Annotated in this window: 17 protein-coding genes and 1 pseudogene; 10 read left to right on the top strand and 8 right to left on the bottom strand. The window is 71.9% G+C overall.

Features of this window, described 5'->3' with window-relative positions; genetic code table 11:
* Window positions 1–28 precede the first annotated feature (28 nt).
* The gene (gene xylB / locus ABZ826_RS33510; RefSeq protein WP_361456982.1) at window positions 29–1,510 is read right to left on the bottom strand and encodes a xylulokinase; all 1,482 of its coding nucleotides are present in this window, start codon (window positions 1,508–1,510) and stop codon (window positions 29–31) included.
* A 299-nt stretch (window positions 1,511–1,809) separates the two neighbouring features.
* On the opposite strand from xylB, the gene xylA reads away from it, so the two are divergent.
* A complete protein-coding gene (gene xylA / locus ABZ826_RS33505) occupies window positions 1,810–2,979 on the top strand; it encodes a xylose isomerase (RefSeq protein ID WP_361456979.1) in 1,170 nt (389 codons plus the stop codon).
* Window positions 2,980–3,244: 265 nt separating this feature from the next.
* On the opposite strand, the gene ABZ826_RS33500 is transcribed toward xylA, so the two are convergent.
* The 4 genes from ABZ826_RS33500 to ABZ826_RS33485 all read right to left on the bottom strand — a co-directional run bounded on the left by ABZ826_RS33500 (window position 3,245) and on the right by ABZ826_RS33485 (window position 6,658).
* Window positions 3,245–4,492, bottom strand: coding sequence for an ROK family protein (locus ABZ826_RS33500; protein ID WP_361456976.1), 1,248 nt, complete (start codon window positions 4,490–4,492; stop codon window positions 3,245–3,247).
* Window positions 4,493–4,691: 199 nt separating this feature from the next.
* Window positions 4,692–5,336, bottom strand: a complete 645-nt coding sequence (locus ABZ826_RS33495) for a DUF305 domain-containing protein (RefSeq protein ID WP_361456973.1) — start codon at window positions 5,334–5,336, stop codon at window positions 4,692–4,694.
* Complete coding sequence (locus ABZ826_RS33490) at window positions 5,333–5,983, bottom strand: DUF3105 domain-containing protein (protein ID WP_361456970.1); 651 nt, start codon at window positions 5,981–5,983, stop codon at window positions 5,333–5,335. Before ABZ826_RS33490 ends, ABZ826_RS33495 begins: the two co-directional genes overlap by 4 nt.
* 246 nt (window positions 5,984–6,229) lie before the next feature.
* Entirely contained in the window at window positions 6,230–6,658 is a 429-nt protein-coding gene (locus ABZ826_RS33485; protein ID WP_361456967.1) for a hypothetical protein, read from the bottom strand.
* 144 nt (window positions 6,659–6,802) lie between these two features.
* Here ABZ826_RS33485 and ABZ826_RS33480 point away from each other — a divergent pair, with 144 nt between their 5' ends.
* Window positions 6,803–7,411, top strand: a complete 609-nt coding sequence (locus ABZ826_RS33480; protein WP_361456964.1) for a GNAT family N-acetyltransferase — start codon at window positions 6,803–6,805, stop codon at window positions 7,409–7,411.
* 199 nt (window positions 7,412–7,610) lie between these two features.
* Here ABZ826_RS33480 and pcaB read toward each other — a convergent pair whose 3' ends face one another.
* Entirely contained in the window at window positions 7,611–8,990 is a 1,380-nt protein-coding gene (pcaB, locus tag ABZ826_RS33475; protein WP_361456961.1) for a 3-carboxy-cis,cis-muconate cycloisomerase, read from the bottom strand.
* A gap of 281 nt (window positions 8,991–9,271) precedes the next feature.
* Window positions 9,272–10,039 carry a VOC family protein gene (locus ABZ826_RS33470; RefSeq protein WP_361456958.1) on the bottom strand — a complete coding sequence of 256 codons (768 nt, stop codon included), beginning with the start codon at window positions 10,037–10,039 and terminating at the stop codon, window positions 9,272–9,274.
* 172 nt (window positions 10,040–10,211) lie between these two features.
* On the opposite strand from ABZ826_RS33470, the gene ABZ826_RS33465 reads away from it, so the two are divergent.
* From ABZ826_RS33465 to thrS, 3 genes and pseudogenes are all read left to right on the top strand, one after another.
* A complete protein-coding gene (locus ABZ826_RS33465; protein WP_361456955.1) occupies window positions 10,212–11,918 on the top strand; it encodes an FUSC family protein in 1,707 nt (568 codons plus the stop codon).
* A complete protein-coding gene (locus ABZ826_RS33460; RefSeq protein ID WP_361456952.1) occupies window positions 11,915–12,421 on the top strand; it encodes a MarR family transcriptional regulator in 507 nt (168 codons plus the stop codon). Before ABZ826_RS33465 ends, ABZ826_RS33460 begins: the two co-directional genes overlap by 4 nt.
* A gap of 221 nt (window positions 12,422–12,642) precedes the next feature.
* Window positions 12,643–13,866 (top strand): annotated as a pseudogene (gene thrS, locus ABZ826_RS33455) (threonine--tRNA ligase); the annotation flags it as partial.
* A gap of 235 nt (window positions 13,867–14,101) precedes the next feature.
* Here thrS and ABZ826_RS33450 read toward each other — a convergent pair.
* A complete protein-coding gene (locus ABZ826_RS33450; protein ID WP_361456950.1) occupies window positions 14,102–14,866 on the bottom strand; it encodes an IclR family transcriptional regulator in 765 nt (254 codons plus the stop codon).
* Between the two features lie 650 nt (window positions 14,867–15,516).
* On the opposite strand from ABZ826_RS33450, the gene ABZ826_RS33445 reads away from it, so the two are divergent.
* From ABZ826_RS33445 to ABZ826_RS33425, 5 genes are all read left to right on the top strand, one after another.
* Entirely contained in the window at window positions 15,517–17,124 is a 1,608-nt protein-coding gene (locus tag ABZ826_RS33445) for an ATP-binding protein (protein ID WP_361456947.1), read from the top strand.
* On the top strand, window positions 17,121–17,528 hold the full coding sequence (locus ABZ826_RS33440) for a roadblock/LC7 domain-containing protein (protein ID WP_093896207.1): 408 nt from the start codon (window positions 17,121–17,123) through the stop codon (window positions 17,526–17,528). Before ABZ826_RS33445 ends, ABZ826_RS33440 begins: the two co-directional genes overlap by 4 nt.
* On the top strand, window positions 17,525–17,896 hold the full coding sequence (locus tag ABZ826_RS33435; protein WP_361456944.1) for a DUF742 domain-containing protein: 372 nt from the start codon (window positions 17,525–17,527) through the stop codon (window positions 17,894–17,896). The genes ABZ826_RS33440 and ABZ826_RS33435 overlap by 4 nt, the downstream gene beginning before the upstream one ends.
* Window positions 17,877–18,491 (top strand): ATP/GTP-binding protein, encoded by a 615-nt coding sequence (locus tag ABZ826_RS33430; RefSeq protein ID WP_351085927.1) that lies wholly within the window; start codon window positions 17,877–17,879, stop codon window positions 18,489–18,491. Before ABZ826_RS33435 ends, ABZ826_RS33430 begins: the two co-directional genes overlap by 20 nt.
* Before the next feature lie 65 nt (window positions 18,492–18,556).
* Entirely contained in the window at window positions 18,557–20,116 is a 1,560-nt protein-coding gene (locus ABZ826_RS33425) for a cytochrome P450 (protein WP_361456941.1), read from the top strand.
* The last annotated feature ends 143 nt before the right edge of the window (window positions 20,117–20,259 follow it).

Below are 20,259 nucleotides of genomic sequence, written 5' to 3'. Positions count from 1 at the left end.
TGTGCCGGATGCGTCGGGTGTACGGGAGTCAGGCCCCGCCCAGCAAGGGGTCCGTGGCCCGCAGCAGAACCGAGCCGACCCGCTCCCAGGTGGCCGAGTCCTTCTGCACCAGGGGAAGTTGAGCCTCCGCCCCGGTGTCCCAGCCGGTGGCGATCGTGACCGGGTCGTCGCCGGTGGCCGCGGCGGCGGCGAGTGCGGCCGCGCCCAGAGCCACCAGTTCGCCGCTGCCCGGCACGATCACCGGTCGCCCGGAGAGCCGACGTACCGTCTCCACCCAGGCGCGCCCCCGGGCACCGCCGCCGATCAGGCGCAGCGGCCGGGCGGCGACCTCGGGATCGGCGGGGTCGAGACCGCAGGCCCGGAGGAGTTCGTCGAGGGCGCGCAGCACGGTGATGACCGCGCCCTCGTAGGCGGCGCCGAGGAGTTGCTGTGGGGTGGTGTCGTGCCGGAGCCCGGTGAGCAGGCCCGCGGCGGTGGGCAGGTCGGGGGTCCGTTCGCCGTCGAGGTAGGGGAGGAGCACCGCCTCGCCGCCGGGCGCCGCGTCCTCGCGGTCCAGGCCGAGCAGTGCGGCGATCTTGTCCACGGCGAGCGTGCAGTTGAGGGTGCAGGCCAGCGGGAGATACGTACCGTCAGCGGCGGCGAAGCCGGAGAGCGCCGTCGAGGTGGGCCGGGTCCGGGAGGCCGCGAAGACCGTTCCCGAGGTGCCGAGACTGAGGACGGGGTGGTCCAGCAGTCCGGCGCCGCCGAGTCCGAGGCCGACGGCGGCACTCATGTTGTCCCCGGTGCCCGCGGCCACGGCGATCGAGGCGGGCAGGCCGAGCGCATCGGCGGCTTCGGCCGTCAGCGAGCCGACGCGGGCCGCTCCCGTCCGCGCCACCTCGGGCAGCAAGGAGGCGTCCAGGCCGAGGAGTTCGAGCAGTCCGGGGTCGTAGGCGCCGATCGCTGTGGAGTACCAGCCGGTGCCCGAGGCGTCACCGGGGTCGGTGACGGCGGCGCCCGTGAGGCGTTCGGTCAGGAAGTCGTGAGGGAGGCGAACGGCCACGGCCCCGGCGACGTTCTCCGGCTCGTTCTCCCGCAGCCACTGCCACTTGGACGCGGTGAGGGCGGCCACCGGCACCGACCCGGTACGGGCGGTCCAGGCCGCGGCCCCGCCGAGTGCCGCGGTGAGGGCGGCGGCCTGCGGGGCGGAGCGGGTGTCGTTCCAGAGCATGGCGGGGCGCAGGGGGCGCCCGCCGGGGCCGAGGACCACGAGGCCGTGCTGCTGCCCGGCGACCGCGATGCCGGTCACGGCGGACGCGGCGACACCGGACTCCTTCAGCCCGGCCGTGACCGCTTCGCACAGCGCCCGCCACCACACCTCCGGATCGCTTTCCCGCGCACCCGCCTCGCCGGTGACGGCATGCGGGGCACGGCCGACGGAGAGCAGCCGGCCGGTCCCGGCATCGACGAAGGCGGCTTTGGTGGACTGCGTGGAGCTGTCCACACCGATGACGACGGTGCGCGGCGGCATGGGTGACCTCGTTCCTGTGCTGCGGGCGGCGGGGGCGCGGGGGAGGCGGGTGCGTACATCGCTTCGGGGTACGGCCGCAGGAGCCCACCCATTGATTTGATCGTACGGAAAACAAATTACGCGATCGATCCCGTCGGGAACAGTGATCGTTCAGGGATTTCGCCGATGAGGGGAGATGAGAAGTGATGAGGGGTTACGTCCCGAGGGTGCCGCGTGCATGATTAGTCATGACAGTGAACAAATAGGGTTTGGTCATCTCGACCAGCCATGGAACCCTCAGTACCGAAGGCGGCCAGACGATGACGGAACACTTCACGCCCACCCCTGACGACAAGTTCACCTTCGGACTGTGGACGGTGGGCTGGCAGGGGCGTGACCCCTTCGGTGACGCGACCCGTACGGCGATCGACCCGGTCGACTCCGTCCGGCGGCTCGCGGAGCTCGGCGCGTACGGTGTGACATTCCACGACGACGACCTGATTCCGTTCGGCTCGACGGACACCGAGCGCGAAGGGATCGTGAAGCGGTTCCGGCAGGCGCTGGACGCGGCCGGACTCGTCGTCCCGATGGCGACGACGAACCTCTTCACCCACCCGGTGTTCAAGGACGGCGCGTTCACCGCCAACGACCGGGACGTACGCCGCTACGCCCTGCGCAAGACCCTGCGCAACATCGACCTCGCCGTCGAGCTCGGCGCGACCACCTATGTGGCCTGGGGCGGTCGCGAGGGCTCCGAGTCCGGCGCAGCCAAGGACATCCGGGTCGCCCTCGATCGTATGAAGGAAGCCTTCGACCTGCTCGGCGACTACGTCACCGAGCAGGGATACGACCTGAGGTTCGCCATCGAGCCCAAGCCGAACGAGCCGCGCGGCGACATCCTGCTGCCGACCATCGGTCACGCCCTCGCCTTCATCGAGCGTCTTGAGCGCCCGGAACTGGTCGGCGTCAACCCGGAGACCGGGCACGAGCAGATGGCCGGGCTGAACTTCCCGCACGGCATCGCGCAGGCGCTCTGGGCGGGAAAGCTCTTCCACATCGACCTGAACGGCCAGTCCGGCATCAAGTACGACCAGGACCTGCGCTTCGGCGCGGGCGATCTGCGCCAGGCGTTCTGGCTGGTCGACCTGCTGGAGACGGCCGGTTACCAGGGCCCGCGGCACTTCGACTTCAAACCGCCGCGGACCGAGGACTACGACGGTGTCTGGGCGTCGGCCGCGGGCTGCATGCGCAACTACCTGATCCTCAAGGAGCGCGCCGCCGCCTTCCGGGCCGACCCCGAGGTGCGGGAGGCGCTGCGCGCGTCCCGGCTCGACGAGCTGGCCCGTCCGACCGCGGAGGACGGCGTGGCCGGGCTGCTGGCCGACCGGTCGGCCTTCGAGGAGTTCGACGTGGACGCGGCGGCGGAACGGGGGATGGCGTTCGAGGTCCTGGACCAGCTGGCGATGGACCACCTGCTCGGGGTCCGCTGACCTCCGCCGCGGCGGCGCGGGTCCATGGGGGCGGGCCGGACACCCGGTGTCCGGCCCGCCCCCATGGCACGGCCGGCCGGGACGCGGGGTCGGACCGGTTGTCCGGCCCGTCGCGGATCGGGGGAGAGGAGGCGGATCGGCCAGGTGCCCGGCCCATCGAGGCTCGGGCGGCTCGGGAGGCCGTCCCGTCGGCGCCCGCCGGGCCGGTCCGGCCTGACGCCCGTCCGGTCGGTGGCTGGCCGTGCGCGCCGCGCACGGCGGCATATCAGCCGGCTTCCCGGCTCCTCGCGTACGCCACCGGGTCGGCCAGCACCCCCGTCATCACCAGCGCCGCAGCACCCCGCGCCGCGTCGCCCGCGACGGACGAGGCGCGCAGCCGGCCACTCCCTGGGGACCAGAGGCCCGACACCACCCGGCCGGTCAGCTCCTCGGCGGCGGGCGGTGACAGCCACGGCATCAGGTTCCGGTAGATCCCGCCGAGCACCACCGCGTCCGGGTCGAGCAGATTCACCGCCCCGGACAGCACCCGCCCCAGCATCCGGCCGGCCTCCGCGACAGCGGCCACCGCCCGCTCGTCCCCGGCGCGAGCGCGTCGCTCCAGCTCGGCGACGCCACCGCCTTGGCCGGACTCCTCGATCCCGGCGGCCCGCAGCAGCGCCGCCTGTCCCGCGTACTGTTCCAGGCAGCCGCGCGAGCCGCACCGGCACTCCGGTCCCGCCGCGTCCACCACCACATGCCCGATCTCCCCGGCGAATCCGTGCGCCCCGCGCAGGAGTTCACCGTCGACGACCAGGGCGCCGCCGACACCGATCTCGCCCGTCAGATAGAGGAAGCTGCGGATGGCGTCGAGCCCGCCGAACCAGAGCTCGGCCAGCGCCGCCAGATTGGCCTCGTTCTCCGAACCCACCGGCAGCGCCTGGTGACCGGGGCGTTCGGTGGCGAGCGACGAGGCGAAGAGCTCTTCGGCCGGAACCCGGTTCCAGCCCAGGTTGGGTGCCTGGCGCACCGTACCGCCGGAGACCAGACCGGGAAGCGCGAGGGCCACCCCGACCGGGAACAGTTCCTGCTCGCGCGCAGACCCCAGAGTGCGCGCGGCGATGCCGGCCGCCCGCGCCAGCACCTCCGCCGGGGGCGCGCCGCGGTTGTCCAGGTGCTCGGTGAGCCGCACCCGGCCGGTGCCCGCCAGATCGACGACACACACCGACACATAGTCGATGTTGACCTCTACGCCGAGCCCCGCGGGCCCGGTGCGTGCCACCTTGAGCGCGGTCCCGGGGCGGCCCGCCTGCCCGCTGAAGGACTTGCCGGACTCGGTGAGGAATCCGATGTCGAGGAGCTGCTCGACGAGCGAGGACACCGCGGCCCGGGTCAGCCCCACTCGCGCGGCGACCCCGGCCCTGGTCGCCTCGCCCGCGTCCTCGTCACGGACGGCCCGCAGCACCAGGCTGAGATTGCTCCGACGCACGGTGGCCTTGTCGGCCTTGGGCCCCAGCGGAGTGAGGTTGCTCTTCATATTGGATCCGAGCCTATGCGATGGTCCGTGCGATCCCTCCGGTGAGCAGGTGCGCCTCCGGGCCGTCCGGTCCAGCCGGTCGCCCGCCACCTCCCCCGACCGGGGACGGCCCGTCCGCGGGGGAAGGAACCGCCGCGAACGGGCCGCCACTGGACCCGTGGGCGCGCATGGCCGCACGGGTCGCCGGAACGCCGGGTGCTCAGGCCGTCGAACCACGCTCCTTGAGCATGTCCGCCATCAGCGCGATCTCCGACTGCTGGCCCCGGACCATGCCCGCCGCCAGGTTCCTGATCTCGTCGGTGCCGGCCGCGTCGGCCGCCGCCTGTGCCATCTCCGCACCGGCGCGGTGATGGGCGGTCATCAGCTTCAGGTACAGCACCTCGGCGGCCTTGCCCTTCGCCGCCCGCAGAGCGTCGAGTTCGGTGTCGGTCGCCATGCCCGGCATCAGTGAACCGTCATCCCTGGACGTGAAGGCATGCCCCATCCACTTCATGGGAGGAGCGTCGGACGACTTCGCCCGGCCCCACATCTCCAGCCAGCCGAGCATCATGCCGCGCTGGTTGGCCTGGGTGTTGATGATGTCGTACGCGAGCCGGCGCACCGCCACGTCGGACGTACGGTCCCGCACGATGAACGACATCTCGACCGCCTGCTGATGGTGGATCGACATGTCGCGGGCGAACCCGACGTCGACCGACGCGTCCGAGAGGGCGGGTGCCTGTGCGGCGGAGCCCGCGGACGAGGACGGCCGCACGAGCATCAGCGCGACCAGGCCCAGGGCGAGCAGCAGCACCACACCGCCCGCCACCACCATCGGGCGCGAGGAGCGGGTCGCCGGCGTCACTGGGCGACCCCGCCGGTGCAGGCCGCGCCCGGCTCCGGGGTCTGCGGCCCCTGCACGTACTTGGTGAAGAACTGCGCCACGCGTGGGTCGGCGGAACTCGTCACCGTCACCTGCTTGCCCCACGCGCTGAGCATGAGCGGGGCGGCCTGGTCCTCGACCGGGCTCATCAGCGAGTACGGCGTCGTCCTGACCCGCTCACCGAACTTCTCGATGTCGGCCGGCTTCGCCTTGCTCGTGTACGTGACCCACACCGCGCCGTGCTCCAGGGAGTGGACGGCGTTCTCCTTCGGTATCGCCTTGGTGTAGACATCGGCGTCGCAGTTCATCCACACCGGATGGTGATCGCCGCCGACCGGCGGGTTCATCGGGTAGTCGACCTTCTTCTCGACATGGTTCTGCGTGAGCTTGTCCCAGGTCCGCTCGCCCCGCACGGGCGAGGACTTGGCCTCGGCGCCGGCCTTCTCCTTCTTGTCGGCGGCGGACATGAGATAGCCGCCGCCTGCGACCAGCGCGGCCACCAGGGCGACGGAGGCGGTCAGGACGATGACGCGGCTGCGCCGCTCGCGGGCCCGCTCCTTGCGGCGGGCCTCCTCCAGTTTGGCGCGGCGCGCGGCGGCAGGGGTGTTCTGCTTCTTGGCGTTAGCCATGGAAAGTCCTTCGGTTCAACACGATCGATGGAGTCGAGGGCATGCGGAAGAACGTCCTCGGTGTCCCGAGGAACGAGCCCTGTCTCTGGGGTCTTTCGTTTGGATCAGGCCGGATCGGCGAGCGAGGTCCGGTGCCGTGGATCGCAAGGCGCAAGAGAGAGCCATGGCGGAGTCATGGCGACCGACGACAATGCGGCGAGGCGCGATGCCGGGGCACGCGAGCCCGGCGTGATCCACACGAGAGGCCTAGATCCGTTGAACCTGCAGACGGAGATGGTCGACTTCCCGAACGGCGTCGTTGGACGGGCCGCGGATCGCGGCGGCGCCGGTGAGCGGGGCGACGGGGGCGGTGGCGGTCGTGCGGGGAAGGGCCACGGGTGCGCTCTGGCCGGGCAGCACGACCGATGTCGCGTGCTCGGAGGTCTCATGGCAGGAACTGCCCACGCCCCAGTCGTCCGGGGCGTGGGCGACCACGGCCTGAACGGCCGCCGGATGGACCGGTGTCATGCCCCGGGCGGCAGCCGCGGCGTGTGTGCCGGACCCGTGGGCCGCCGAGCCCGGGGCCGTCATCGAGCAGCACGAGACCATGGCGAGCAGTACGAACAGCCAGCCGAGAACGGCCGACGCGTGGGCGCTCTGCCGTCGTCGGCGCGTCCCTCCGCTCGGCGTGTCCATCCCGCCATCGTACGTGGTGTGTGAAGTTTCAATGAGGGGTGGGAGGGTCCCGGGTGGGGGAGTACGCCACCGCGGTCGGCGGACGGCACTCGCACGCCACGGCCGAGGGCGGGGCGGCGCGCCGCACCGTGCGATGATGCGGCCATGCCGTACTTGGTGCCGCCCCATATTCCCCCCGGGCGCCTCGCGGACTCCGTGCAACCCGCTCTCCCCGTCGCCGAAGACCTGCTCCTGCGGCCGTGGCGGTACGGGGACGCGCCGGCGGTTCTCGCCGCCTTCGCCGACCCGGCCATCCAGCGCTGGCATCTGCGCCGGGCCGACACCGAGGACGAGGCGCGCGACTGGATCGATCAGTGGCGCAACGCCTGGTACTGCGAGACCGGGGCCCATTGGGCCGTCGTCCGCCCCGGGAGCACGGCCGGCGGAGCCGAGGAGCTGCTCGGCCGGATCTCGCTCCGCTCGCTGATACCGGCCATCGGTCAGGCCGAATGCGCTTACTGGATGCTGCCGGCGGCCCGGGGACGGGGCATCGCGCCCCTGGCCCTCCTGACGCTGACGTGCTGGTCGTTCGACGAGATCGGGTTCGAGCGCCTCGAACTCCATCACTCCGTACGGAACGAGGCGTCCTGCCGGGTGGCGGCCAAAGCGGGTTTCACCCTGGAGGGCACCAAACGCCGGGGCCATCTGCACGCCGACGGCTGGCACGACATGCATGTCCATGCCCGGATCCGTGGGGACGGCGCCCCGGGCTGACCCCGGCCGCGGCCAATCCGTGGGGACGGCGCCCCGGGCTGACCCCGGCCGCGGTCGGCCGCCCCACCTCCGCCCGCCCCGTCCCCACCGCCGGGCCCGGCGACGCGCGACGACCGGACCCGTCCTGCATCCGCCCCTGAGCGGCCCGGACGCGGTGCGGCGCAGGCGCGGCGCCTTCTCGGCACGGCCGCGCGTGCGGTCATATGCGGTCCAGCGCGCGGTCGGTGAGAGGGCCCGCGCAGCCGGTGTACCGGGCGGGCTCGGTCAGTTCGGACAGATCGAGACCGGAGAGCTCGGGCTCCTCGTCGAGTACATCGGTAAGTACGTCGGCCAGATCCGTGGTCTCTGCACGGGCCCGCGCGGCCGCGTTCACCAGGACCTCCTTGGCACGTTTGCGGCCGATCCGCTCGGCGAACACGGCGGCGAGCCGCTCCGAGACGATCAGCCCGTCCGTGAGCTGGAGGTTCTCCCGCATGGCGTACGGGACGACGCGCAGTCCCTCGGTGAGTTCGGCGGCATCGCGCGCGGCCCCGCCGACGAGCCGCAGCAGTTCGCGCAGCGGCTCCCACTCGGCGTGCCACGCCCCGGCCGGCCGCTCGTCCCCGGCGGCGAGCGAGCCGTACAGAGTCGCCGCCAGGCCGGGGGCACGACGGGCGGCCGCCGCGATCAGTGTGGCGCGCACCGGGTTGGCCTTCTGCGGCATGGTGGACGAGCCACCGCCCCGGCCCTCGGTGACCTCGCCGATCTCGGTGCGGGACAGAATGAGCACATCGGCCGCCAGCTTGCCGAGCGCGCCCGCGGTGAAGGCCAGCGCGCCCGCCAGGTCGGCGACCGGGGTACGCAGGCTGAGCCACGGCAACAGCGGTTCGGCCAGCCCGAGTTCGTTCGCGAACGCCTGGAGCACGGCCAGCCCGCGGCCGTCGTCCTCGGCGAAGTCATCGGCCGTCTCGGCCTCGTCGACCGGGGCGAAGGTGTTGAAGGCCGCCAGCGTCCCCGCCGCGCCGCCGAGCTGTACGGGCAGCGACTCCCGCACGGCCGACAGCCGGTCCCGTGCGTCCAGGATGAGCGTCCGCCAGCCCGCCGCCTTCAGCCCGAAGGTGGTCGGCACGGCGTGCTGGGTGAGTGTGCGGCCGGCCATCGGGGTGTTGCGGTGCGCGACGGCGAGCCGTGCCACCGCGTCCGCGGCCCGCACCAGGTCGTCGAGCACCGGGGCCAGGGTCCGCGCGGCGACCAGCATGGCGGCGGTGTCGAGGATGTCCTGGCTGGTGGCGCCCCGGTGGACATAGGGCCGGGCGTCCGGTTCGACGAGGGCGAGCAGGTCGGCGACCAGCGGGGTGACCGGGTTGCCGCTCTCGCGTGCGCGCAGCGCCAGGTCCCGTACGTCGAACCGACGCGCTTCGGCCGACGCGGTCACCGCCCGCCCGGCCGCGGCGGGGGCGAGCCCGCAGCCCGACTGGGCACGGGTCAGCGCGGCTTCGGCGTCGAGCATCGCCTGCAGAAAGGCGCTGTCGCCGCCGGCCGTCTCGGCGGGGGAGCCCGCCCGCCCGGGGGCGAGCAGTCCGGCATCGCTCTCGTACATCAGCTGAACTCCAGGAAGACCGTTCGCCGTCCCCCTTCGGGCGGCTGTCGAACCGGTGGGCACGCGGGCTCGTGGGTGTCGCGATCGGAGTGGCCCGGCCTGATCCGGGCGAGAAACCCTGAGGGCGCTCCCGTCATCCCGGGTGGCTCGGCGTGCGGCGTCGGATGCGGTGCATCGCAAGCGGAGGGGCGTCTCTGTACTGGACATATTCGGGCGTTCCGGCAACGCGGCGAGGCGCCGTGGCCGACGCCGCACGCCCGCTCGGGGCCACGGGACAGCCCTCAGCCCTCGTCGGCCGCCCGGTGGATGCCGAACACCGCGCCCTGCGGATCCCGTACCACCGCGATGCGCGGCCCGTCCGGAATGCTCGTCGGGGGCATCAGCAGTTCGCCGCCCGCCCCCTGTGCGGTGGCTGCCGTCGCGTCGACGTCCGTCACGACGAAGTACGGCAGCCAGTCCGACGGCGCGTCCGGCGGGAACTTCTCGTCCATGATCAGCATGCCGCCGAAGTCCTCGCCCGCCACGCCCCACTGCGTGTACCTCTCCGACGCGGCGTTCACCGTCCACCCGAAGACCGCAGGATAGAAAGCGAGCGCGGGGTCGGCCTCGCGGGTGACGAGCTCGACCCAGCCGAGCGCGCCCGGTTCGTTCAGCCGTTCGGCACCGGCGAAGGCGCGCCCCTGCCACAGCGAGAAGACCGCACCCGAGGGATCCGCGACCACCGCGAACCTGCCCTGGTCGAACACGTCCATCGGGCCGACCAGGAGGGAGCCGCCGGCCGACTTCACCTTCTCGACCGTCGCGTCCGTGTCCGCGCTGGCGAACGAGACCGTCCAGGCGGGTGGCTGTCCCGGCTGGTAGACCGGGCTGAGCGCGGCCACGCGTGCGTCGCCGAGGTGCGCCATGGTGTAGCCGCCCGCCTCCTCGCGCGGATCGGTCTCGGAGCGCCAGCCGAAGAGCGCCGCGTAGAACGACTTGGCGGCGGGAATGTCGGGGGTGCTCAGCTCGATCCAGCAGGGACCGCCGGGTACCGGTTTGGTGAGCTTCATTCGGTTTCCTCCGTGGACGCGTGGACGCGTGGGTGCATGCCGGTCCGTCGGTCGGTATGTCCTCGTGCAGTCGCACGCTATGTCCTCGCGGCCGGGGCGGCCATCCGTGCCGCGAGGGGGCGGCGGAGAGGGGGGATTGTTTTACAGGTGTAATACCTGCTAAAGTATTTGAGTGAGCGATACAACCATCCTGGCCAGGCAGCCCTCCGTCCGTAGACTCCCGCTGGCAGCCCCCTTGCGCCTCGCCCGGCCCTCGGACATGTGGTTCAAACCGGCACTGAGCGTCGTCGTCGCCACCGCGATACCGGATCTCGTGCTGTTCGCCATGGACCGGCTCGACCTCGTGATGTACACGATGGCGGGTTCGCTCTGCGCCCTGTACGGTCACAATCTGCCGTACGTCCGCCGTGCCCGAGCTGTCGCCGGAGTCGTCGTCTCCATGGTCATCGGCATGGCGATCTCCCTGGTCGCGGCCTCGCTCACCGGCTCGACCGCCGTTCTGATCGCGGTGGGCGCCCTGCTCGCGGCGGGGCAGAAGACGCTGTGCGACGCCACCCGCATCGGCCCGCCCGGACCGGTGATCTTCACCTTCGTCACCTCGGCCGCGCTCTTCGCCCCGCAGCAGCTCGGTCAGGTGCCCGGCCATCTCGCACTGACACTGGCGGCGGGCGTGATCTCCTGGCTGGTCACGGTCGGTCCCGCGATGATCCGCCGGGAGGGCCCGGAGCGCCGGGCGACAGCCCGCGCGCTCGACGCGGCCGCGGCCTACGCCGACGCCCCCGGCCACCGCACCCGGCACGCCGCGGTCGCCGCCGTGCACGCGGCCTGGCAGACCCTGCTCGCCGCCGGGCGCCCCACCCCCGCACGCGCGGCGCTCGAACGCCTCGTCGTCCATACCGAAGCCGTCCTTGCCGGGGGCGCCCTCGGCACCTCTTCGGACGCCCCCGCCGCCGAGCCCGACCGGCTCCGTGCCTGGGCCCGGCAGGCCCGCGCCCGCGGTCCCGTACCTACCCCGCCGCCCGCCCCGGGCACGTCCGAAGAGCTGTTCGGCATCGACGCCGGACGGGCCGCCCGGCGCACCGGAAGCCGCAGCGACGCCCGCCGCGCACTCCTGCGCGGCTTCGCCCCCGGCTCCCCGCTCCTGCCCATCGGCGTCCGCGTCCTCATCGGCTGTGCCCTGGCCGGATATGTCTCCCAGGCGATCGGCGTCGGCCGCCCCTACTGGGCGATCGTCACCGCGGCCTCCCTCTACCAGGCCAATGTGACCCTCTCCTGGAACCGGGCTCTCCAGCGGACCCTGGGCAATCTGATCGGCGTCCTCGTCTTCGCCGCGGTTCTTCCGGTCAGCCGCACCGGGCCGCTGGCCCTCATCGGCTTCTGCCTCTTCTTCGGTTTCGCGGCCGAGGCCCTGATCACCCGCAACTACTGGCTCGGCTCCATCGCGGTCACGCCGATGGCCCTGCTGGTCCTGGAGTTCGGCGGCACCCATCCGGCCGGTGAACTCATCGGTGACCGGGTCCTGGACACCCTCATCGGCGCCGGGGTGGGCATGCTCGCCGCCATGCTGGTCACCAACCGGCGGGCCGCCGGACGGCTCGAAAAGGCCCTGGACGCCACCGACCGGGCCCGCGCCCACGCCGTGCACGCGCTCGCCGCACCGCAGCCCACGCCCGCCGCCCTCGACTCCGTGCGGCGCAGGCTGACGGGATCGCTCGTCGAGCTGCGCGAGGCGGATGACACCGCGGCGGGCGAATGGTGGCAGCGCGCCCTGCCCCAGGAGCAGGTCCTCGCGGCCGAGCAGGCCGGACACCGTACGCTCGCGGCGACAGCGAAACGGCAGGGGCTGTTCGCCTCCGCCCAGGAGAACGGAGCGGTGTGACCGACGACATCGTCGCCTCGGTGGTACGGCAGTGGCAGGCCGTCAATCCGGGGCTGGACACCGGCCCGATGGAACTCATCGGCCGCATCAACCGCTGCGCGGCCCTGCTCCAGCAGGCGGAGGACGCGCCCCTGCGAGCCGCCGGTCTGACCCGCGCCGAGTTCGACCTGCTCGGAGCCGTGCGCCGTACCGACCGCGAACTCACCCCGGGCGAGCTGGCCAGGGAGACCTTCTCCTCCGGCGCCGCCGTCACCAAGCGTCTGCGGGTCCTTCAGGAACGCGGTCTGGTCGACCGCCGCAGCGACGACCGCGACCGCCGTGTCGCCCATGTCCGCCTGACCGAGGAGGGCCGGGGGCTGGTCGACCGGCTGCTGCCGCGGCAGCTGGCGTACGAACGCGCGGTGCTGTCCGGCCTGGACGAGCAGTCCCGCACGCGACTCAGCGCTCAGCTCAGCGAGTTGCTGGTGCAGCTGGAGGGCCGAATCGGCGGCGCCCGGCACTGAACCGGGACCGGGGCCCGACGGGACGGTCCGGGGCCGGGCGGCGGAAAGAAATCATGTGCCGGCCCCGGTACGTCGCTGCTACCGTCCACGGCATGAAGCGCGCTGCCATGACGACGACGCCGGAGAGTGTCCCGGCGCGCTGACAGCTGTTCAGTCCGAAGCCCCGGGGCGAGTGCCCCGGGGCTTCGCCGTGTGGTCACTCGTCCGACGACCGCGAGGAGACCACCATGCACGACCACCGCAAACTCGGCCGCGAGCTGGACCTGTTCGACACCGATCCCCTCATCGGCGCCGGTCTGCCGTACTGGCTGCCCGACGGGGCTGTCGTACGTCACACCCTGGAGGAGTACATCCGCGCCGCCGAACGACGGGCGGGCTACCGGCACGTGTACTCACCGGTGCTCGGTAAACGGGAGCTGTACGAGATCTCCGGGCACTGGTCGCACTACAGCGACGACATGTTCCCGCCGATGGACGTGGGCGGGGAGCAGGTCGTGCTCCGGCCCAGTCTGTGTCCGCACCACGCGGTCATCTACCGCTCCCGCTCCCACAGCTACCGTGAACTGCCGCTGCGCATGGCTGAGTTGGGCGGCATGCATCGTTCCGAACTCTCCGGGGTGCTCGGCGGGCTGACCCGCGTGCGCGCCATCCAGCTGAACGACGCGCACATCTTCTGCACCGTGGACCAGGCCGCCGAGGAGGCGCGCGCCGCGCTGGAGCTGATCGGCCGGGCGTACCGGGCGCTGGGCATCAGCCCGGCGCGCTACCGGCTCTCCCTCCCGGGGCCCGGCGGGAAGTACGTCGCCGCTCCCGAGATGTGGCAGCGCTCCACCGCCCTGCTGACCGAGGTCCTCGACCGCTCCGGCCTGCCCTACGAGGCCGCGGAGGGAGAGGCCGCGTTCTACGGCCCCAAGATCGACGTCCAGGTCGTCGACGGCGCGGGCAGGGAGTCCACCCTGTCCACCGTCCAGATCGACTTCCATCAGCCGGCCCGGTTCGACCTGCACTACATCGGCGCGGACGGCGCGAAACACCGACCGGTCATGATCCACCGGAGCATCATCGGCAGCGTGGAGCGGGCCGTCGCCCACCTCATCGAGGAACACGGCGGGGCCTTGCCCGCCTGGCTCGCCCCCACCCAGCTGGCGATCCTCCCGGTCTCCGAGGCCGAACTGCCGAACGCCGAAGCGCTCGCCCGGCGGTGCGACGGTCCGGGGCTGCGGGTCGAGATCGTCGGACCGGAACGAGGCACCCTGGGCGCCCGCGTCCGCGAAGCCCGCCTGGCGCCCTACCAAGCCGTCATCGGCGCCCGGGAAGCCGCCGACGACCGCATCGCCCTGCGCCTGCGCGACGGGCGCAGATACGAGGCGCAGCCCGCCGACGACGTCCTCGCCCGCATCGCCGCCCTCGTCGGCGCCCACAGCACCGACCTCTGGGACGCGTAGCGGTGTCGGCCGCCGGAGCCGGTACCGCCTGCTCGGTACCGGCTCCGGAGCCGGCGCTCGGGCGGCCGGCTCCGGACGCCCGCTCATCCGTGGGCGCACGGCCGCGACCGGCGCACGGCCGCGACCGGCTCCACCGGGCCGGCCGGCGGCGGACCGCCGGTACCGACCGGCTGCGGCACGAGATCGGCGTGACCCCGGGCGTCGGTGATCGCCGCGGGTCCGGGGCGCCGAAGGATCACTGAAGTCGGACCGCGCCCAACAGCGCGGCGGAGCAGAGCAGTTCTTCGGCGCGGCGGACGAGTGCCTCGTCGTCGCCGCGGTCGACGGGTGAGGATGCCATGAGGGCGAGCCGGTCCCGCCAGCTCGCCCCGGCCAGCGGGACGGCGACGGTGTTCACGCCCGGGACCGACTCCCCGCGGCTGAGCGCGTATCCGCGCGCACGGATCCCGTCGAGCTCCGCGAGCAGGGCGGACCGTGAGGTGAGGGTGTTCGGCGTGATCGCCGACAGCTCCTCCTGCGGGCAGAGGGCGCGGACCTGTTCCGTCGTCATGCGGGAGAGCAGCAGCTTGCCGCCCGAGGTGGCGTGGACGGGGTACGTGCGACAGGTCTCCAGTACGACCCGCACCGGATGCGGCGACTCCCGGCCGTCGGTGATGACGATCCGGTCGCCGATCAGCGCCGCACTCTGCACGGTCTCACCGGTGCGGCGCACCGCGTCCTCCAGCACGGCTGCGAGCCGTTCGCGGACAGTCGTACCGAAACCCGCCGGGCGGCCGAGCCGTACCAGCTCGGGACCGGCCGCATAGCCGCGGCCGGAGGAGTCCCGGGTCGCGAAGCCACGCCCCTCCAGGGTGCTGAGCACCCGGTGGGCGGTGGACCGGCCGACGGAGAGAAGCCCGGCGGCCTGGGAGACCGTCAGCGTGTCATGGGTGAGGAACAGCCGCATCATCCTGAGCCCGGTGTCCAGCGATGCGATGGTGTAGTCCCGCGTCGGCTCCATGGTGTGTCCGTCCTTCGTCCTCTGCGCTTTTGGTGCGCCCCGAGACGGGACGTACCCGCACATGATCCGGGGTGACGGCAGGGACCGCGGTGCGCCTGCCGAAGGTGCCGCGGGCGGTCCCGGTGCACGGGTCCGCGGCGGAGCCGGGCGGTGATGAGCCGCGTCGCGTCACCGACACGACCATGCCGTACACCCGCGCTTCAGTCATGAATGTGCGCCTTTCGATCTGCTTCGATCGCATGTGCGCGTGTTCCGTTCTGAGGGACATTCTGCTGGACGGAGTAAGTATCGCTTGGTGCTGATTTGCCGGATTCCGCTTGTGCTGCTGCTCATTTCAGAGGAGAGGCGGAAGGAGGGGCCCCTGTGAGTGGCTGTGGTCGCGTACCTCTCTGCGGTACGGAAGGAGGTCATGGTCGCTCTTCCCTTTTGATCGTCACTCCTTGTGCATGCTTGGAGGCGGTGCGTGCAAAAACTCGTGAGTGTATAACCGCGGGGTCGCTCGCGCAGGGGGTTGGGTGAATGTGCCGAAGCACTGATTCGATCTGACTAAGCTCACGCGCAGCGCAGTCGAGTTGATATGAATTCGAGCGCTTGTTCCCAAGTGTCTCGTACGCGCGTATACCCCCGGAATCAACCGCCAGAGGTTTTAGATGGTTCGTGTTGAATCACCGCCGATCGAACGAGGAATCCCTGTCGTTCGCGCCATGTTGCTGCCCGTGCTGCTGACGGGTGGAGCCACCGCAGCCGCGGTGGCACTGGTCTCCCCGGCCGCGCGGATACCAGTCGTCTGGTGCGGCGCGCTCACCACCGTCGTGGTCGTCGCACTCACCGTTCAACTCGCCCGCAGGGCGCGCGGTCTGCGTACCCAGCGCGCGGTGTACGAACGGCGCTTCGCCGACCTGGAACGGCGCATCGCCACCCACGACGACGAGACCGTGCGGATCAGCAAGGAGTTGCTGCCGGCCGCCATCCACCGGCTGCGCGTGGGCAATTCGCCCGAAGAGGTGCTCCGGGACGTGGTGGACGCGGACGAGCTGTACCGCGACCTGCCCGATGCCCAGCGCACCCTCGTCTACACGGTGCTGAACATCATCGACAACGAGGAGGCGATGCGTGACTCCGCGCAGCGCGCCTTCGTCAACGTCGCCCGGCGCGTCCAGGCGATCGTCCACCGACAGGCGAGCGAGCTGCGGGAAATGGAGGAGCACCACGGGCGCAACCCCGACGTCTTCGACGACCTGCTCCGCATCGACCACGGCACCGCGCTGATCGGCCGGCTCGCCGACTCCATCGCCGTACTCGGCGGTGCCCGGCCCAGCCGTCAGTGGCCGAAGCCCGTACCGCTGTTCAGCGTCCTGCGCGGCGCCATGTCGAGGATCCTGGAGTATCCACGGGTCGATCTGCACTCGATCGCCAAGGTCGCCATCATCGGCACGGCCGTCGAACCGCTCATCCACGCCTGCGCCGAACTCCTCGACAACGCCACGCGCTACTCCCCGCCGCAGACCCGGGTGCACGTCACCGCCGTCGAGGTGCAGACCGGCATCGCCATCGAGATCGAGGACGGCGGCGTCTCGCTCAGCGAGGAGGCCCGTGCGCGGGCCGAGAACATGCTGGCCAGGGCCCAGGCCGGCTCCAGCATGAATGACCTCGGCGAGTCCCCGCGTCTCGGCATGGCCGTCGTCGGACGGCTCTCGCGGATGTACGACCTCCAGGTCTCGCTGCGGCAGTCCGCGTACGGCGGCGTCCGTGCCGTACTCATCGTGCCCCGCGCCATGATCACCACCGGACCCGCTCCCGGCATCGCCCACGGCATCGGCGCCACGTCGAGGCCCACCAGCGACATCGACCAGGAGGCGATGAAGCACGTCGTGCCCGCACGCCGCAAGCCCCGCCCCGTGGCCCAGCGTCCCGCCACCGGACCGGTCGCACCCGTCACCCGGCCGGTACTCCCCGCGGCAGCCATGGAGGACGACGTCCCCGTGGTGACCGAGTGGACCGCGGGCGGGCTCCCGCAACGCCGCAGCCGCGGCCGCGCGCCCCTGGGTTCGCACAACCTTCCCGCACAGCCCGCCGCCCCCGCCGCAGGACAGCGCAACGGCTACACCAACGGCCACGGCCGGGGGCACGACAGCGACAAGGAGCAGCCCCCGGGCCTCTGGCTGGAGGCCTTCACCAACGCCGTCAACGGGGTGCCGCAGGAGCCGAAGACCGACGAAGACTCTGATGACGCGTGGGACAAGGGAGACCTGAAGTGATCCAGCAGCGGGGAAACATGGACTGGATGCTCAAGGAACTGGCCGACGACGTGCCGGACATCCATCAGATCGTGGTGCTCTCCGCCGACGGTCTGCGCATCGCCCGGCATGGCGGCGACCCCGATGTCGCCGACCGCCTCGCGGCGGCCTGTGCGGGACTGCAGAGCCTGGCCGCCGCCGTCGCCTCCGAGATCCCGTACAGCGACGGCCTCATGCGGCTGGTCGTCATCGAAGTCACCGGCGGCTTCTTCTACTTGATGGCTGCCGGAACCGGCGCGTACCTCGCGGTCCTGGCCGGTGAGACGGTCGACGCGGGGCTCGTCGGGTCACGGATGCGGGACATGGTCGTCAGGATCGGCGCCCATCTGACGAGTCCGCCCCGCCACGACGGGCAGGCCGGATGAACTCTCCCCGACGAGAACGCCGAGAAGCCGATCCGGCGCTGAGCGATCCGGAACGGCTGTACGTGATCACCGGCGATCCCGACGGCAGCGAGCGGGCGCCGCTCGACCTGGTCACGATGGTCGTCGCGAAGGCCCAGCCGTCGCCGACGGTCCAGCCCGAGCAGGCGGTCATCCTGAGGCTCTGCCAGGCGCCGTTATCCGTCGCCGAGGTCTCGGCGTACTTAGGTCTGCCCTTCAGCGTGGTGACGTCGCTCCTCACGGAACTCCTCGCGACCGAACTCGTCGAATCGCGCGCGCCCATCGTCCGCGCCACTCTCCCGGACAGGTCCCTTCTCGAAGCGGTGATGCATGGACTTCAGAAACTCTGACACGATCACCGGCCCCCGGCGCGAGGACGTCCTACCCACCACGGCGACCGCCGCGGTGAAGGTCGTGATCGTCGGCGGGTTCGGGGTCGGCAAGACGACCATGGTCGGATCCGTCAGCGAGATCCGGCCGCTGACCACCGAAGAGACCATGACCCAGGCCGGTGTCGGCGTGGACGACAACTTCGGGGTGGAGAGCAAGACCGCCACCACCGTCGCCATGGACTTCGGCCGGATCTCCGTCAGTGAGGAACTGATCCTCTATCTGTTCGGCACCCCGGGCCAGGAACGGTTCTGGTTCCTGTGGAACGGCCTGTTCGAAGGCGCCCTCGGCGCGGTGGTCCTCATCGACACCCGCCGCCTCGAAGTCAGCTTCGACGTCATCGGACGGCTGGAGGAGCGCGGCGTGCCGTTCGTCGTCGCCGTCAACACCTTTCCCGACGCACCGAAACACCCTGTCGAGGCGCTCCGCAGCGCCCTGGACCTCCCCGAAGAGGTTCCGATGATCGACTGCGACGCCCGGCTGCGGGCCTCCAGCCGCGACGTACTGATGACCCTGATGCGCTATCTGCACAGTCTGGCCCTGCCACTCGCCTGACCGCAGTACACACCCCCCGCGCGTCCCATCCGTCTGGTCCTTGGAATCCTCATCCTGGAGCGATCGTGACAACCCCATTCCCCTACGAGTCCGGAGCGGCCCGGGGGCCGGTTCCGCCCCCCGGGTGCCCGGCCCACGGCCTCGGTACCGGCCCCGGCGGCGTGCGCCGGTTCTACGGCCCGGAGGCCGAACGCGACCCCAACGGGCTGTACGACAAACTGCGCGCCGAGCACGGCACCGTGGCCCCCGTACTGCTGCACGGCGACGTACCTGCCTGGCTGGTCCTCGGGCACAGCGAGAACCTGCACATGACCCGTACCCCCTCGCAGTTCTCCCGAGACTCCCGGCGGTGGCGGGCCCTGCAGGACGGCACCGTCGCACCCGACCACCCGCTGGCACCGATCTTCACCTGGCAGCCGATCTGCGTCTTCGCCGACGGCGCCACCCATGAACGCCAGCGCGGCGCGGTCACCGACAGCATGGGCCGCATCGACACCCGCGGGGTGCGCCGCCACGTCAACCGCTACAGCAACCGGCTCGTCAACGACTTCTGCCAGGAAGGCCGCGTCGACCTGGTCAGCCAGTTCGCCGAGCGGCTGCCGATGATGGTGATGTGCGCGATCCTCGGCATGCCCGAGGAGTACAACGACCGGATGGTCCAGGCCGCCCGCGACATGACCCGGGGCACGGCGACCGCCGTCGCGAGCAACGCCTATGTCCTCGAAGCGCTGACCCGGCTCGTCCGGCGCCGCCGCCGCGAACCGGCGGACGACTTCGCCACCTGGCTCGTCGAGCATCCCGCGGCGTTGAACGACCAGGAGGTCAGTGAGCATCTGCGGCTGCTTCTCATCGCCGCCTACGAGTCGACCGCCAACCTGATCGCCAACGTCCTGCGCATGGTGCTCACCGACCCCCGCTTCCGGGCCAGGCTCAGCGGCGGCCACATGACGGTGCCGGAGGCGGTCGAGCAGACGCTGTGGGACGAGCCGCCGTTCACCGCGGTCTTCGGCCGCTGGGCGGTCGGTGACACGGAACTGGGCGGCAAGCGGATCAGGGCGGGCGACGCCCTGATCGTGGGCATCGCGCCGGCCAACAGCGATCCGGTGGTACGGCCCGACCTGGGCGCGGACATGGCGGGCAACCGGGCCCACCTCGCGTTCAGCGGCGGCCCCCATGAATGCCCCGGGCAGGACATCGGACGTGCCATCGCGGACGTCGGCGTCGATGCCCTGCTGATGCGGCTCCCCGACCTCGAACTCGCCGTCGACGAGAGCGAACTGAGCTGGATCGGGAACATCATGAGCCGGCATCTGGTGGAGCTCCCGGCGGACTTCGCCGCGCGCCTGCCGCAGGACGACAAGGAACCGCCGTCCATGGGGAGGCCGAACCCGCAGCGCCGGGACCGGGAGGTGCAGCCGACGGTCCGGCACACCGCGCCCACGCCCGGACGCCCACCCGGTCCGGCCCCCGTTCCGACCGGAGCGATGTCCACGGCGACGGCCACCGACGAGTCCGGGGGCACCTCCGCCGAGCCGTCCGCCGTCGGCCGGATCCCGCAGCAGCGCGGCAGAACCGCACCGGCGAGGCTGTGGCGTGCCGTCTCGCGCTGGTGGAACGGCGACTGACCCGACTCGCCCGTCGGCGCGCGGACGGGACCGACCAGCGGCTCGGTGGCCGTGGCCCGACGGCCCACGGCCACCGAGCCGGCCGCTGCGGACGCCCGGCGGAAGCGGCTGTGCGGAGTCGCTCGGACCCCGTCCCGCCCGGT

Origin of the sequence: Streptomyces sp. NPDC047515 (assembly GCF_040643055.1) — a bacterium.
GTDB lineage: Bacteria > Actinomycetota > Actinomycetes > Streptomycetales > Streptomycetaceae > Streptomyces.
Note: the sequence above shows the minus strand (reverse complement) of the source record. Positions and strands in the feature narration are given on the sequence as shown.

Coding starts and splice junctions, on each gene's coding strand:
- xylB (WP_361456982.1), bottom strand. CDS start 1,510: ATGCCGCCGCGCACCGTCGTCATCGGTGTGGACAGCTCCACGCAGTCC.
- xylA (WP_361456979.1), top strand. CDS start 1,810: ATGACGGAACACTTCACGCCCACCCCTGACGACAAGTTCACCTTCGGA.
- ABZ826_RS33500 (WP_361456976.1), bottom strand. CDS start 4,492: ATGAAGAGCAACCTCACTCCGCTGGGGCCCAAGGCCGACAAGGCCACC.
- ABZ826_RS33490 (WP_361456970.1), bottom strand. CDS start 5,983: ATGGCTAACGCCAAGAAGCAGAACACCCCTGCCGCCGCGCGCCGCGCC.
- ABZ826_RS33485 (WP_361456967.1), bottom strand. CDS start 6,658: ATGGACACGCCGAGCGGAGGGACGCGCCGACGACGGCAGAGCGCCCAC.
- ABZ826_RS33480 (WP_361456964.1), top strand. CDS start 6,803: ATGCCGTACTTGGTGCCGCCCCATATTCCCCCCGGGCGCCTCGCGGAC.
- pcaB (WP_361456961.1), bottom strand. CDS start 8,990: ATGTACGAGAGCGATGCCGGACTGCTCGCCCCCGGGCGGGCGGGCTCC.
- ABZ826_RS33470 (WP_361456958.1), bottom strand. CDS start 10,039: ATGAAGCTCACCAAACCGGTACCCGGCGGTCCCTGCTGGATCGAGCTG.
- ABZ826_RS33450 (WP_361456950.1), bottom strand. CDS start 14,866: ATGGAGCCGACGCGGGACTACACCATCGCATCGCTGGACACCGGGCTC.
- ABZ826_RS33445 (WP_361456947.1), top strand. CDS start 15,517: ATGGTTCGTGTTGAATCACCGCCGATCGAACGAGGAATCCCTGTCGTT.
- ABZ826_RS33435 (WP_361456944.1), top strand. CDS start 17,525: ATGAACTCTCCCCGACGAGAACGCCGAGAAGCCGATCCGGCGCTGAGC.
- ABZ826_RS33430 (WP_351085927.1), top strand. CDS start 17,877: ATGGACTTCAGAAACTCTGACACGATCACCGGCCCCCGGCGCGAGGAC.